Annotated in this window: 9 protein-coding genes; 5 read left to right on the forward strand and 4 right to left on the reverse strand. The window is 59.9% G+C overall.

Going from position 1 to position 13,395, the window contains the following annotated elements:
* Positions 1 to 467: 467 nt before the first annotated feature.
* Positions 468 to 1,958, reverse strand: a complete 1,491-nt coding sequence (amaB, locus tag ACFW0B_RS15955; RefSeq protein WP_449149754.1) for an L-piperidine-6-carboxylate dehydrogenase — start codon at positions 1,956 to 1,958, stop codon at positions 468 to 470.
* Between the two features lie 144 nt (positions 1,959 to 2,102).
* Between amaB and ACFW0B_RS15960 the strand changes: the two genes are divergently transcribed.
* The 5 genes from ACFW0B_RS15960 to ACFW0B_RS15980 all read left to right on the forward strand — a co-directional run bounded on the left by ACFW0B_RS15960 (position 2,103) and on the right by ACFW0B_RS15980 (position 11,038).
* A complete protein-coding gene (locus tag ACFW0B_RS15960; RefSeq protein WP_449149756.1) occupies positions 2,103 to 2,999 on the forward strand; it encodes a LysR substrate-binding domain-containing protein in 897 nt (298 codons plus the stop codon).
* Positions 3,000 to 3,242: 243 nt separating this feature from the next.
* The gene (locus tag ACFW0B_RS15965) at positions 3,243 to 4,493 is read left to right on the forward strand and encodes a 2-aminoadipate transaminase (RefSeq protein WP_449149758.1); all 1,251 of its coding nucleotides are present in this window, start codon (positions 3,243 to 3,245) and stop codon (positions 4,491 to 4,493) included.
* 4 nt (positions 4,494 to 4,497) lie between these two features.
* The gene (gene ydiJ, locus ACFW0B_RS15970; RefSeq protein ID WP_449149760.1) at positions 4,498 to 7,542 is read left to right on the forward strand and encodes a D-2-hydroxyglutarate dehydrogenase YdiJ; all 3,045 of its coding nucleotides are present in this window, start codon (positions 4,498 to 4,500) and stop codon (positions 7,540 to 7,542) included.
* Between the two features lie 294 nt (positions 7,543 to 7,836).
* Positions 7,837 to 9,234, forward strand: coding sequence for a 2-oxoadipate dioxygenase/decarboxylase HglS (gene hglS, locus ACFW0B_RS15975; protein ID WP_449149762.1), 1,398 nt, complete (start codon positions 7,837 to 7,839; stop codon positions 9,232 to 9,234).
* 115 nt (positions 9,235 to 9,349) lie between these two features.
* Positions 9,350 to 11,038 carry a thiamine pyrophosphate-binding protein gene (locus ACFW0B_RS15980; protein ID WP_449149764.1) on the forward strand — a complete coding sequence of 563 codons (1,689 nt, stop codon included), beginning with the start codon at positions 9,350 to 9,352 and terminating at the stop codon, positions 11,036 to 11,038.
* On the opposite strand, the gene ACFW0B_RS15985 is transcribed toward ACFW0B_RS15980, so the two are convergent.
* From ACFW0B_RS15985 to ACFW0B_RS15995, 3 genes are all read right to left on the reverse strand, one after another.
* Entirely contained in the window at positions 11,032 to 11,580 is a 549-nt protein-coding gene (locus ACFW0B_RS15985; protein ID WP_449149766.1) for a PIN domain-containing protein, read from the reverse strand. The genes ACFW0B_RS15980 and ACFW0B_RS15985 overlap by 7 nt on opposite strands.
* A 950-nt stretch (positions 11,581 to 12,530) precedes the next feature.
* A complete protein-coding gene (locus tag ACFW0B_RS15990; RefSeq protein WP_449149768.1) occupies positions 12,531 to 12,887 on the reverse strand; it encodes a DUF1353 domain-containing protein in 357 nt (118 codons plus the stop codon).
* Positions 12,880 to 13,392 carry a DUF4376 domain-containing protein gene (locus tag ACFW0B_RS15995; protein ID WP_449149770.1) on the reverse strand — a complete coding sequence of 171 codons (513 nt, stop codon included), beginning with the start codon at positions 13,390 to 13,392 and terminating at the stop codon, positions 12,880 to 12,882. The genes ACFW0B_RS15990 and ACFW0B_RS15995 overlap by 8 nt, the downstream gene beginning before the upstream one ends.
* Positions 13,393 to 13,395 lie beyond the last annotated feature (3 nt).

The following is a 13,395-nucleotide window of genomic DNA, read 5'->3' on the forward strand; positions in this document are numbered from 1 at the left end:
CATGTCAGACCGACGCGGAATGCATGGGGAAGCGTGGTGCGTCGAACATCTCCCGAGCCAGACAAAGATGGTTGCGTGCCTGGCACTCACTGGTTCCAAGGGCTCCAGGCAACCTGCCAATCACGTTTCTCTCCCGCAGCCGGTGATGCGGTTCATTGTCCAGGATCAGTATTGATCCTCTGGCTTGTGCTCAACAAACGACGTTTACGCACCACATCATTCCCTCAAGGAATACTTCTCCGACATATCGTTTAACAGGCAAACGCGAACATTTCACGCAGGCAGATACGCCAGATGCTGGAAAAAGTCTCTGCCGTTGCTTGAACGAAGATGACATGTACCCAAGATCAGGCCGGGTGCCGTCTGTTGTTATTGAACTGGGGCCACTCGAAGCATTGGTCAGCACGCTGAGGAGAATGACGCTCCTCATGAGGACTGCCGGCGGCCTGGCCGCCGGCAGTTTCTGATCAATCGAACACGATGCCCTGTGCCAGGGGCAGTTCACGGGAGTAGTTGACGGTGTTGGTCTGGCGGCGCATGTAAGCCTTCCAGGCGTCGGAGCCGGACTCGCGGCCGCCACCGGTTTCCTTCTCGCCACCAAACGCACCGCCGATCTCGGCACCGCTGGTGCCGATGTTCACGTTGGCGATGCCGCAGTCGCTGCCCGATGCACTCTGGAAGCGCTCGGCTTCACGCACGTCAGTGGTGAAGATGCAAGACGACAGACCCTGGGGAACTTCGTTGTTCAGCTTCAGCGCTTCTTCGAAATCGTCGTACGCGATGACGTAGAGGATCGGCGCGAAGGTCTCGTGGCGCACAACCGAGGTCTGGCCCGGCATCTCAACGATGGCCGGCGCGACGTAGTAGGCGTTCGGGTACTGCTCCTGCAGCCGACGCTCACCGCCGAACACGACGCCACCCTCGTCGCGCGCCCTCACCAGGGCATCCTGCATGGACTGGAACGCATGCTTGTCCATCAGCGGGCCGACCAGATTGTCTTTGCGCGGATCGCCGATACGCACCTTGCCGTAAGCCGCTTGCACACGTGCCATCACTTCATCCTTGATGGAGCGGTGCACGATCAGACGGCGCAGGGTGGTGCAGCGCTGACCGGCAGTACCGACGGCGGCAAACAGGATGCCGCGCACGGCCAGATCGAGGTCGGCGCTGGGGGTGAGGATCATGGCGTTGTTGCCGCCCAGCTCCAGGATGCTTCGGCCGAAGCGGGCAGCCACGCGGGGACCTACCTCGCGGCCCATGCGGGTGCTGCCGGTGGCGCTGATCAGCGGTACGCGCGGATCGTCCACCAGTACTTCGCCGGCGTCGCGCCCACCAACAATCAGTTGGCTCAGTCCTTCCGGAGCCTCGCCGAACTGCTTCAGCGCCTCTTCGAACAGCGCCTGACAAGCAAGGGCGGTGAGCGGGGTTTTCTCGGACGGTTTCCAGATCACCGAGTTGCCGCAGACCAGCGCCAGGCTGGTGTTCCAGGCCCACACCGCGACGGGGAAGTTGAAGGCGCTGATAACACCGACCACGCCCAGCGGGTGCCAGGTTTCACGCATGTGGTGACCAGGGCGCTCAGAAGCGATGGTCAGGCCGTAGAGCTGGCGCGACAGGCCGACGGCGAAGTCGCAAATGTCGATCATTTCCTGCACTTCACCCAGGCCTTCCTGAGTGATCTTGCCGGCTTCGATGGAGACCAGCTCGCCCAGCGTGGCCTTGTTCTTGCGCAGCACTTCGCCGAACAGGCGGACCAACTCACCACGACGCGGCGCCGGCACATCGCGCCAGGCCAGGAAGGCTTTGTGGGCAACATCGATCTTGCCGCGAACAGCTTCCGGACCTTCCAGCGTCACTTGACCGATCTGGCTACCGTCGATGGGGGTGTATACGGCATGGTTGCCCCCCTGGTATGCACTGGCGCTGACACCAAGGCTCTTGAGCAGCTCGTCAACCATGTTTTTCTCCTGCGTCTGGTAAGTGGTTGAAATCATTGACGGGGGTCAGTATTAATCCGCGAACATGGGCTCAACAAACGACGATTACGCACCACGTCATTCCCCCACGGAATCAAGTTCACAACTTTTCCAGACGAGACTTTCATGTCCAAACTATTGCTCCCCACGATGACTGCCCTGCAATGCTTCGAATCCGCGGCCAGGCACCTGAGCTTCACCCGAGCTGCGCAGGAGTTGCATTTGACGCAGAGCGCAGTGAGCAAGCAGGTAGCGCAGCTCGAAGAAATGCTGCGGCACCCACTCTTCCATCGAGTGAGACGCCGACTGCAGCTGGCTCCGGCGGGGGAGCTCTACCTTACGGAGGTGCAAAAGATCCTCACCCAGGTGGACATATCCAGCCGGTACATCCTTTCCTACGGCGGTGAAACCGAAGTGCTCAGGGTTGCGACTCAGCCGACCTTTGGTGCCCGCTGGCTGATCCCGAACCTGAAAGGCTTTTCAAAACGCCACCCCAACATCCATCTCGACATCAAGAATGAGCTGGAGCCGTTCGACCTGGTGCAGGCAAAGGCGGACGTGGCCTTCTTCTACGGCCAGGGCTCCTGGCCCGGCGCAACCTGCATCGAGCTGTTCGGGGAAGATGTGGTCCCGGTGTGTGTTCCAGACATTCTCCCGGAGGAGCCTTTCACCAGTGCGGGCGACCTGGCCAATCTCGTGCTGCTCCAATGCACTTCGAGACCGGAGGCCTGGCACGAGTGGTTCGAGGAGCAGGGAATCAGTACCGAGCACAGCTATCACGGTCCGCGCTTCGATACGTTCTACATGTGCATCCGCGCGGCCCAGTCAGGGTGCGGGGTCGCGCTGGTACCTCGCTTCCTCGTGCAGGACGAACTTGAGGAATCCAAGCTGGTAATCCCGTGGAAGCACGACAAACCAAGCCAGGGGTCCCATTTCATCGCCTTTGCCGAACAGGCTGGAGACATACCCAAGGTGAGGAGCTTCGTCGACTGGGTCCTCGAAAAGGTAAACGGGAAGAACTGATGAAATTGCTGAGGTCCTGAATTTATGGAATGAAGGCCTTATTTTTTTTCGCTTGTGACACTTCAGCGTTCCTCGCTTTGATAAAGGGAAATCCCGATTAAAAGAGGAACGCTCCATGTCATTTCATGCCCTTGTCATGCTTGTAACTGGAGAAGCAGAAAACTCTGCTTCCCAGGCTGAACGCACCCGCAACGCGACTCTCGACCTGCGCGCATGCACCGCCACTCTCATGGCAGGTCGTGTATGAACCAGTCGCATATCAGCGCTTCGATTTCCATCGTCCACCCCCTCACCCTGTCCCATGGGCAGAATGCCCAGGTCTGGGACACCGAAGGTAACGCCTACATCGATTTCGTCGGCGGCATCGGCGTACTGAACCTTGGACACTGCAATCCCGGGGTAGTCGCCGCCATCACCGAGCAGGCCCAGCGTCTGACCCACTCTGCCTTCAACGCCGTCCCTCACCGGGGCTACCGCGATCTGATGAAGGCCCTGGCGGAGTTCATTCCGGTCAGCTATCCGCTGGCAGGCATGCTTACCAACAGTGGTGCAGAAGCCGCGGAAAACGCGTTGAAAATAGTGCGTGCCGCAACCGGACGTACGACGGTGATTGCCTTCGACGGCGGTTTCCACGGCCGCACCTTGGCGACCCTCAACCTCAACGGCAAGGTCGCCCCTTACAAGGAGCGCGTGGGCTCTCTGCCCGGTCCGGTCTATCACGTCCCCTACCCCAGCCCGGACACCGGGGTTACTGCCGAAGACGCCTTCAAGGCCATCGAGCGCCTGTTCAGCGTCGAAGTCGACATCAGCGAAGTCGCCTGTTTCATCTTCGAACCGGTACAAGGCGAAGGCGGCTTCCTGGCCATGGACCCGGACTTTGTCCAGGGCCTGCGCAAGTTCTGCGACGCCAACGGCATCTTCCTGATCGTCGACGAAATCCAGTCGGGCTTCGGCCGCACTGGACAGCGCTTCGCGTTCTCCCGCCTGGGCATCGAGCCGGACCTTTTGCTGCTCGGCAAAAGCATCGCCGGGGGCCTGCCCCTGGGGGCTGTAGTGGGACGCGAGACGCTGATGAACGCCCTGCCGAAAGGAGGCCTGGGCGGCACGTACTCCGGTAATCCGCTGGCCTGCACAGCCGCCCTCGCCAGTCTGAAGCAGATGACTGACGCCAATCTCGCTAACTGGGGCGAAGCCCAAGAGCAGGCCATCCTTCGCCGTTACCAGAGCTGGCTCCAACGCGCAATTTCCCCCTGCCTGGGACGCCTGACCGGTACCGGTGCCATGCGCGGTATCGAACTGGTCACGCCGGAGGGCAAGCCAGGGACCCGGCAACTGGCCGAGCTCCTTGAAGCGGCACGCAACAAAGGTCTGCTGCTGATGCCAAGCGGCAAGCACCGCCATGTGGTGCGACTGCTAGCCCCCCTGACCATCGAACCTGAATTGTTCGAAAGGGGCCTGGACATTTTCGAAGAGTGCCTGGCAGGTATCCGCTGAAGTCATGATCGCCCGAATCGCAACACCGGTAGAGCTCACAAGGCTCTACCGCTCCTTCCTGGAGTCGCTGAAAGGCTGTGGTTTCCAGGGAGAAATTTCTCCCGACCATGGCAACCGAACCGTGCTGGCGACCGACAACTCGATCTACCAGCGCCTGCCACAAGCGGCGCTGTTTCCGCGTCACGCGGAAGACGTTCAGCGCATCGCCACTCTGGCCGCCGAACCGAGGTACAGAGAAATCGTCCTTACGCCTCGCGGAGGGGGCACCGGCACCAATGGCCAGTCCCTGACAAACGGTCTGGTGGTCGATCTCTCGCGACACATGAACGGCATCCTCGAAATCAACGTCGAGGAACGCTGGGTGCGGGTACAGGCCGGCGTGGTGAAGGACCAGCTCAATGCTGCCCTGAAGCCCCACGGTCTGTTCTTCGCGCCGGAACTGTCCACCTCCAACCGCGCCACCATCGGCGGCATGATCAACACCGATGCCAGTGGCCAAGGCAGCTGCACCTATGGCAAGACCCGCGACCACGTCCTCGCCCTGAGCAGCATCCTGCTCGGTGGCGAGCGGCTGCAGACAGGTCCGGTTGCAGAAACGGAATTGAATGAGCACATGGCTCGCCAGAGTCGGGTCGGCGAGATTTATCGGGCCGTTCTGGATGTTCAGCGCAAGCACGCCGAACTGATCGAAAGCAGCTTTCCGAAACTCAACCGCTGCCTGACCGGATATGACCTTGCGCATATCCGAGACGCGGACGGCCAGGTCAATCTCAACAACATCCTCTGCGGTTCGGAAGGTTCTCTCGGCTTCATTGTCGAAGCGAAGCTCAACGTGCTGCCCATCCCGCAGCACGCGGTGCTGGTCAACGTTTCCTATGCCAGCTTCATGGAGGCCTTGCGTGATGCCCAGGCGCTGATGGCGATGGCACCGCTTTCCATCGAAACCGTGGATTCAAAAGTGCTGGGCCTGGCCATGCAGGACATTGTCTGGCACGACGTTGCCGACTACTTCCCGGCCGACCCGGTTACTCCCACTCTGGGCATCAACTTGGTCGAATTCAGTGGCGATGACCTGGAGGCCCTGGACGCCAGGGTCGAGTCCTTCATCAGGCATCTGAAGCAAGACTCCAGCGTCAGAAGGATTGGGCACACCGTCGCCCGTGGCGCTGCGGCGGTATCGCGGGTCTATGCCATGCGCAAACGCGCCGTGGGATTGCTGGGTAACGTGCAAGGCGAGGTTCGACCGCAGCCGTTCGTGGAAGACACAGCCGTCCCGCCTGAGTCCCTCGCGGATTTCATCGCTGAATTCCGTGCCCTGCTGGACGGTTTCAACCTGCAGTACGGCATGTTTGGCCATGTGGATGCCGGTGTGCTGCATGTGCGCCCCGCCCTCGACATGAAGGACCCGGCCCAGACGGCCCTGGTGCGCCCCATCACCGACGCTGTCGCCCAACTGACCCACAAGTACGGCGGCCTCCTCTGGGGCGAGCATGGCAAAGGGGTTCGATCAGAGTATGCGCCGAAGTTCTTTGGTGAGCTTTACCCAGCACTGCAGGCGATAAAGTCCGCCTTCGACCCCTTCAATCAACTAAACCCCGGCAAGATCGCCACCCCGCTGAACTCGCCCGATAAGCTGCTGAAGATCGACGAAGTCACGATACGTGGGGATCTGGATCGTCAGATCGACGAGCGAATCTGGAACAGCTACGAGTCTGCGGTTCACTGCAACGGTAACGGTGCCTGCTACAACTACGACCCGGCCGATGCGATGTGCCCCTCGTGGAAGGCGACCCGCGATCGCACCCAGTCGCCCAAGGGACGAGCATCGCTGATCCGGGAATGGCTTCGCCTGCAGGGGCAGTCTGGCGTCGACGTGCTGCAGGCGGCCAACGACATTCGCAGCGCCTCTCCCCTCCACGGACTGCTGGCCAAGGTCAGGAACACTCTGGACAAACGCCGGGGCGGACAGGACTTTTCCCACGATGTATTCGAAGCCATGTCCGGCTGCCTGGCGTGCAAGTCCTGCGCCGGCCAGTGCCCCATCAAGGTCAATGTTCCCGAGTTCCGTTCGCGCTTCCTGGAGCTTTATCACAGCCGCTATCTGCGCCCGCTCAAGGACTACCTGATCGGTTCGCTGGAGTTCAGCATCCCGTACTTCGCGAAGATTCCCTCGGTGTACAACAGCCTGATGGGGCTGGCGGTGATGAAATGGTTCCTGAAGAACCATGCCGGAATGGTCGACAGCCCCCTGCTCAGCCGCATTGACCTGGAACCTGTGCTGAGGCGCTGGAAGGTTGAAACTGCAAGCCCGGAAAGGCTCCGGAATCTATCGGAACACGAGCGCGCCCGCAGTGTTGTCCTGGTGCAGGATGCGTTCACCCGCTATTTCGAAACCGAGGTATTGGCCGATCTGATCGAGGTCTTTTCACGCCTGGGCTTCAAGGTCCTGCTTGCACCCTACAGGCCGAACGGAAAGCCACTGCACGTGCTCGGTTTCCTCGGAGCTTTCGACAAAGCGGCTCGCAAGAACGCAGCCATGCTCAATGAATTGGGCGCCAATGGCGTGAAGCTTGTTGGCCTGGACCCGGCCATGACCCTGGTATATCGCCAGGAGTACCGTAAACTTCTCGGCGACGAAGCGCCGGAGGTTTTACTGCCTCAGGAATGGCTGATGCAGGTACTGGAGCAGTCCGACGTCGCCACCACTTCCTCGGACGATTACTACCTGTTGGGTCATTGCACCGAGAAAACCAACGCGCCAGCAGCAACGGCGCTGTGGCCAGAGGTTTTCAGGCGGCTTGGCCTGAATCTCAGGATGGTGCCCGTGGGGTGCTGCGGCATGTCCGGCACCTATGGCCACGAGACGATCAACCGGGCGATGTCCGAGAAAATCTACGACCTCTCCTGGCGTCGGATCATCGATACGCAGGGCAAAGACAATCGCCTGCTCGCCAATGGTTACTCATGTCGTAGCCAGGCCAGTCGCCTCAGCGAGGTGAATCTGAGTCACCCTCTCCAGGCGCTGAAACGACACCTGGCTACCTCCTGAAGCCAACCAGTTCATAGCCTTGCTCTGGGCCTCCGGAAAACTTGCCAGGGGCCTTTTTTTGCGTGCGCGAAAGCTCGGGTGAGTGGCAGCAGATCGAAGCCCGGTGTTCATGAACAAGCGTCAGGACCTGGCCCCATTTCAAAACCACAGGAGCAAATCATTCCCTGGAAGAATGAAGTACTGAGGAGATGTCGTTTGTAGGGGGTGCTCAAGCTGAGCAGAATCCAGACCATGCCACCGACGCTTTCGCTCGGTTAGCAGTCCCATAAAAAGCGTCCAGGAGACTTGTAGATCATGAACAACCAGGGGTTCATCGACCCATCCGAAATCCGTGCGCAGTTCTCGCGCGCCATGTCCGACATGTACAAGGCCGAAGTTCCGCTCTACGGCGAACTACTGGACCTGGTCGCGGAAACCAATCGCAAGGTGATGGAAGAATCCCCCGAGGTCGAACAGCAACTGCGCTGGACCGGCGAACTCGGTCGTCTGTCGATGGAGCGGCATGGTGCAATCCGGGTCGGCACGGCGGAAGAGCTGTCCACCATTCGCCGCCTGTTCGCAGTCATGGGCATGCAGCCAGTTGGCTACTACGATCTCAGCCCGGCCGGTGTACCGGTCCACTCCACGGCCTTCCGTGCCGTGCATGAGGACGCCCTGCAGATCAGCCCATTCCGGGTGTTCACGTCCCTGCTTCGCCTCGAACTGATTGATAACCCCGAACTGCGTGAACTCGCCGCCGGCATTCTGACCAATCGCGACATCTTCACGCCTCGGGTGAAGGAGCTGATCAGCAAATTCGAGTCGGAAGGCGGCCTTAACGAAGCGGAGGCCCGCGAGTTCGTGGAGGAAGCCCTGGAAACCTTCCGTTGGCACACCCAGGCAACCGTCACCGCGGCTGAATATGACCAGTTGCACGATCAGCATCGCCTCATCGCTGATGTGGTCGCCTTCAAGGGGCCACATATCAACCACCTGACTCCGCGCACACTGGATATCGACCAGATCCAGGCGGGCATGCCCAAACGTGGCATCACCCCGAAAGCCATTGTGGAAGGCCCTCCTCGCCGCAACTGCCCGATTCTGCTGCGACAGACCAGCTTCAAGGCCCTGCAGGAGAAAGTTGCCTTCGTCGGCCAGAACGGTACCGATGGGAGCCACACTGCGCGCTTCGGTGAGATCGAACAACGCGGTGCCGCCCTGACACCCAAAGGGCGCGAGCTTTACGACAAGCTGCTCAATGCCACTCGTGCCGAGCTGGGAGAGTTCCCCAGCGAACAGAATGCTGAGCGCTACTACGAACTGCTGGAAAGGCAATTCCAGGAGTTCCCTGACGACCATGAAACCATGCGTACCCTGGGCCTGGCGTATTTCCGCTACTTCGCCACCGAAAAGGGACTCGCAGCTCGCAGCGACGAAGTACGTCCGCGCACGCTCAGTGACCTGATCCAGGCTGGGCATGTGCATTACGAACCGCTGGTGTACGAAGACTTCCTGCCAGTCAGCGCCGCCGGGATCTTCCAGTCCAACCTTGGCGATAACGCCCAGGTGAACTATGAGATCAGCTCTAACCAGGCGGATTTCCATGCTGCCCTGGGTAGCTCGATTCTCAATGAGCTGGAGCTGTATGCCGAAACGCAGCGCCGTTCCATTCTCGAGTGCTCTGCCGCACTCAACCTGCCGCCACTCGTCTGACAGCAGGCACTCCCCACCTGGCGGCAAGCGAGGACCTTCGCTTGCCGCCAGACGAGCGTAAAGCCCGCTGCGAACGTACGAATAATTGCATTTATCCCTGCCCGAGGATCGATCGATGAACCAGCTACTCAAGAGTCGCAGCGGAGGCCAGATCCTGGTTGACGCCCTACGCATCAACGGCGTTGAACGGGCTTTCTGTGTTCCTGGAGAGAGCTACCTGGCAGTGCTCGATGCGCTCTATGACGCGCGGGAGCAGATTGACCTGGTCGTCTGCCGCCAGGAAGGCGGCGCAGCCTACATGGCCGAAGCCTACGGCAAGTTGACCGGCAAACCTGGCATCTGCTTCGTCACGCGTGGGCCGGGCGCCACCAACGCCTCGGTGGGCGTGCACACGGCCTTTCAGGATTCGTCGCCGATGATCCTCTTTATCGGCCAGGTAGCCCGTGACCAGCGGGACCGCGAAGCCTTCCAGGAAGTCGATTTCCGCGCCATGTTCGCCCCCCTGGCCAAGTGGGTGGTGCAAATCGAGGATGCGCGCCGCATTCCAGAACTCGTCAGCCAGGCTTTCCACCGCGCCATGAATGGCCGTCCCGGACCTGTGGTGGTGTCCCTGCCCGAGGACATGCTCACCGACGTGGTTGAAGTGACCGATGCAGGCCCCGCCAGAGCCATCGAACCCCATGCCAACGACTCGGACATGCGGGAACTTCGCCAGCTGCTGCAGCGTTCTGAACGTCCGCTGATGATTCTCGGCGGCGGCGGTTGGAATTCGCGGGCGGTTGCAGACATTCGTCGCTTTGCCGAGCACCATGACCTGCCAGTGGCTGCATCCTTTCGCTGCCAGGACCTGATCGACAATACCCACCCCAATTACGTCGGCGACCTTGGCTTTGCCGCAGCTCCAAAGCTGGTTCAGGCCGTGAAAGACGCCGACCTGCTGCTGGTGGTGGGGGCAAGACTTGGCGAGGTTTCCACCAGCGGTTACACCATCGTGGACATCCCGAATCCGCGCCAAGCGTTGGTGCACGTCCATCCCGGAATCGAGGAACTGGGGCGGGTCTATCAACCCACTCTGGGTATCAACAGCGGCATGGCCAGCTTTGCCGCCCTGGCTGCAGAACTGCCTGAAACGGACGGAAAACGTTGCCCGGACTGGCGCTCTGAATTGAACCGCAATTACCAGCAAAACCTTGTCCCCGTCCCATCCCCTGGCGCCGTGCAAATGGCCGAGATCATCGCCTGGCTGCGTAATCGCCTGCCAGCAGACGCCATCCTCACCAATGGTGCGGGCAACTACGCCGTGTGGGTACAGCGCTTCTACCAGTATCGGCAGTTCCGCACTCAACTAGGCCCGACCAACGGCTCCATGGGGTATGGCGTACCCGCAGCAGTGGCCGCCAAGCTTACGCATCCGGAGCGAACAGTGATTGCCTTCGCCGGCGATGGCTGCTTCCTCATGAACGGCCAGGAGATCGCAACGGCAGCCAACTATGGCGCCAATGTGATCTTCATCGTGGTCAATAACGGGATGTACGGGACTATCCGCATGCACCAGGAGCGCAACTATCCCGGCCGGGTCAGCGGTACGGACCTCCACAACCCGGATTTCGCAACGTTGGCGAGAGCTTATGGCCTGCATGGGGAAACTGTGGACAGCACTGAAAGCTTTGCACAGGCCTTCGAACGCTGCGCAGCCGCCAATCGCCCTGCCCTCATCGAAGTGCGCATCGATAGGGAAGCCATTACCCCCAGGCAGTCGTTAAGCCAGATCAGGGAAGAATCGCGAATCAAGCTTTCTCAATAAGTCCTGATCAAGTAGAAGCGCACCCGGACACCGACCCGAAGGGGATGCCAAGCCAATTGGCCATCTCCTTCATCGGCCAGAAGTAACCGTAGGGATCGGTAAAGAAGAAGTGGCATAAAGCCAGATGCTCTAAAGGGAAATATTTCCCGGTTGCCCCACCTACAGGCGGGTTCTACCCCTTTTCGGCCGACCAGATCAGCGATCACCAAGTTAACGTCTGACTCTTTGACTGCCTTCGTTGCTTTCGGAGGGGCCGTCTTCACGGGCTCCAGCTTGGGAGGGGCCGGGGCAACGATCCTGGGTGGCGAGAAGCAAGGCATGCTTTCGATGGTCTCAGAGCGGGCAGCGAAGATGGCTTTCCCTTTGAAGTGCTTGCTCAGCGGATCGAAGCCCTTGTCGCGGGAAATGATGTGGAAGAACGCATCCGGTTCTTCGACGGCCAGCCGGCCCAGGTAGTAGGCAACGTGAAAGTCGAGGGCGTTCTGGCCGGGCGTATCCAGCTGGATGTAATCCGCCCTGTCACCGAAGCGCTGGATGGCCACGGCAAGCTCAGTGGGGAGTTTGGTGTTGTTCGGGGACCGAGGAAGACCCGAATCTTGAAGTGAGGTTGCTGCAGCAGTTCCAAGGACTGGACCTGAACGTTTTCGTAGTCGATGGGAACGTAGTTCGTGCGCATCCTGGACGGCTCTGTCTTCCATGGCGATGGGCCATTCTTGTCCAGGACGAGCCGAAGCAGGAAGGGGGTAGCTGAGACGCCTTCGACACTTTTTCGACACCCGCTTTTTCGCAGGCAAAGAAAAAGCCCCTGATCTCGTTAGAAATCAGGGGCTTATCTATACGGAAAGTGGCGGTGAGGGAGGGATTCGAACCCTTGGCTATATATCTCCACGCCGCTATAGGCCGCATTGAATAAGGATTTCTTGCCCTGGGTCTTGGCGTAAACCGGCGTATAGCGGCCTTGGTTTTGCCCTAAATTTGCCCTAAGCGTTCGCGGCCATCCTGCCTCGTTGCGCACTTGCACCCCATGCAGCGGACCCAAGCCACGTAAGCCCATGATTCTGCAATGGAATCGGTCAAATCCGGGCACCCAAACTACAGCGTTTTCTGTGCTTTCGCAAACGATGCAATGCGGCCTCCAGAGGAGGTTTTGCGCACGCTGTCGCGACATTTCCTTATGATGCCAACAGGGGTCGCAAGGGGTCTACAGGGTAGGAAAATCAGCCATTTGCCACCCGCGACATTCCCCTAAATCCCCTCCTTTCCCCATCGATTGGTACAAAAAGTGGTATTTGCCAATCGACCCCCTCGCCCGTTCTGGGCCATTACACCATCCCCTTCAGCCGGTGCAGCCCCTCGCTGTGCCAACCCCGCCGTTTCCATTCACCTACTCATCCCGCATCAACTATTTGGGCCGACCAACTGGCAGGCAGTTAGTCGAACCATGGGCGCCTCCTGAAATGAGAAACCCCGCCGGAGCGGGGCTGATAGTGGCTCACGGCCGGTACCGCGCCGCGCCGAACAGGCGCACGCCGGCCCACATCAACCAGGAGCGCCAACGGGAATGGCCGCTGGAGCGCAAGGCATTGAGGAAGACTTCGTCAGCCGCCGACCGCGTCAGCGGGCCAGAGTGGTACAGGTGGTCGTGCAGTACGGCCGCCGCGTGGCCATACGCGCCCAGCAGCAGGAATGCCAGGGGCAGGCGCGGGACCGAGGCGAAGTCGGTCTCAAACCCGTCCGGCACCACCAGCAGGCCATAGACAGGGTCCAGATACGAAAACGGCGCCAGGAGGCGCCATTTCTTGCGGTCATGCTGCAGTTCGACCTGTAACGGGAGCGGGAACCTATCCATTGGGCCAGCCCTCGTCGAGCATGCTGTCCGTAAAGGTTCCAGCATCGAGTGCTGCCAGCAGTTCGGCCTCGCGGTCGAAGCAGGCCTGCACATGGGCGCGCACGGTGCGAGCAACAGTTATTACTTGCGCAGCATTCAGATCGACGAATCCTCCTTCAGCCTTCCATCTTAAGACATAATTTGTGTCTAACATTGCCTCTATTGCTGCTCCATTAATCAACAACTTGCTGCGGTCATCAGTGTCTATACTAATGCTGCCGACCGTAACGCCAGCGATTTCTGCCATGTAGCGCCTGGCGGCGATTAACAACGCTAGGCGAACTCTTTCACCCTGTACCGGATCATATGTGGCGAGCGCAGCGTCCAGGGCCTCTTGCGTGACGCCTTGAACGAACAGACACCCGTTTTCGTACCATCGCTGCTCGGGATCGGGCTGGCCGGCTGCAATTGAGATCGCAGCCAAATCAAACAGTGATGAGACTTCAATATTGGCGGTCATAATCATCCC

This window comes from Metapseudomonas phytobenefica, assembly GCF_043392685.1.
GTDB lineage: Bacteria > Pseudomonadota > Gammaproteobacteria > Pseudomonadales > Pseudomonadaceae > Metapseudomonas.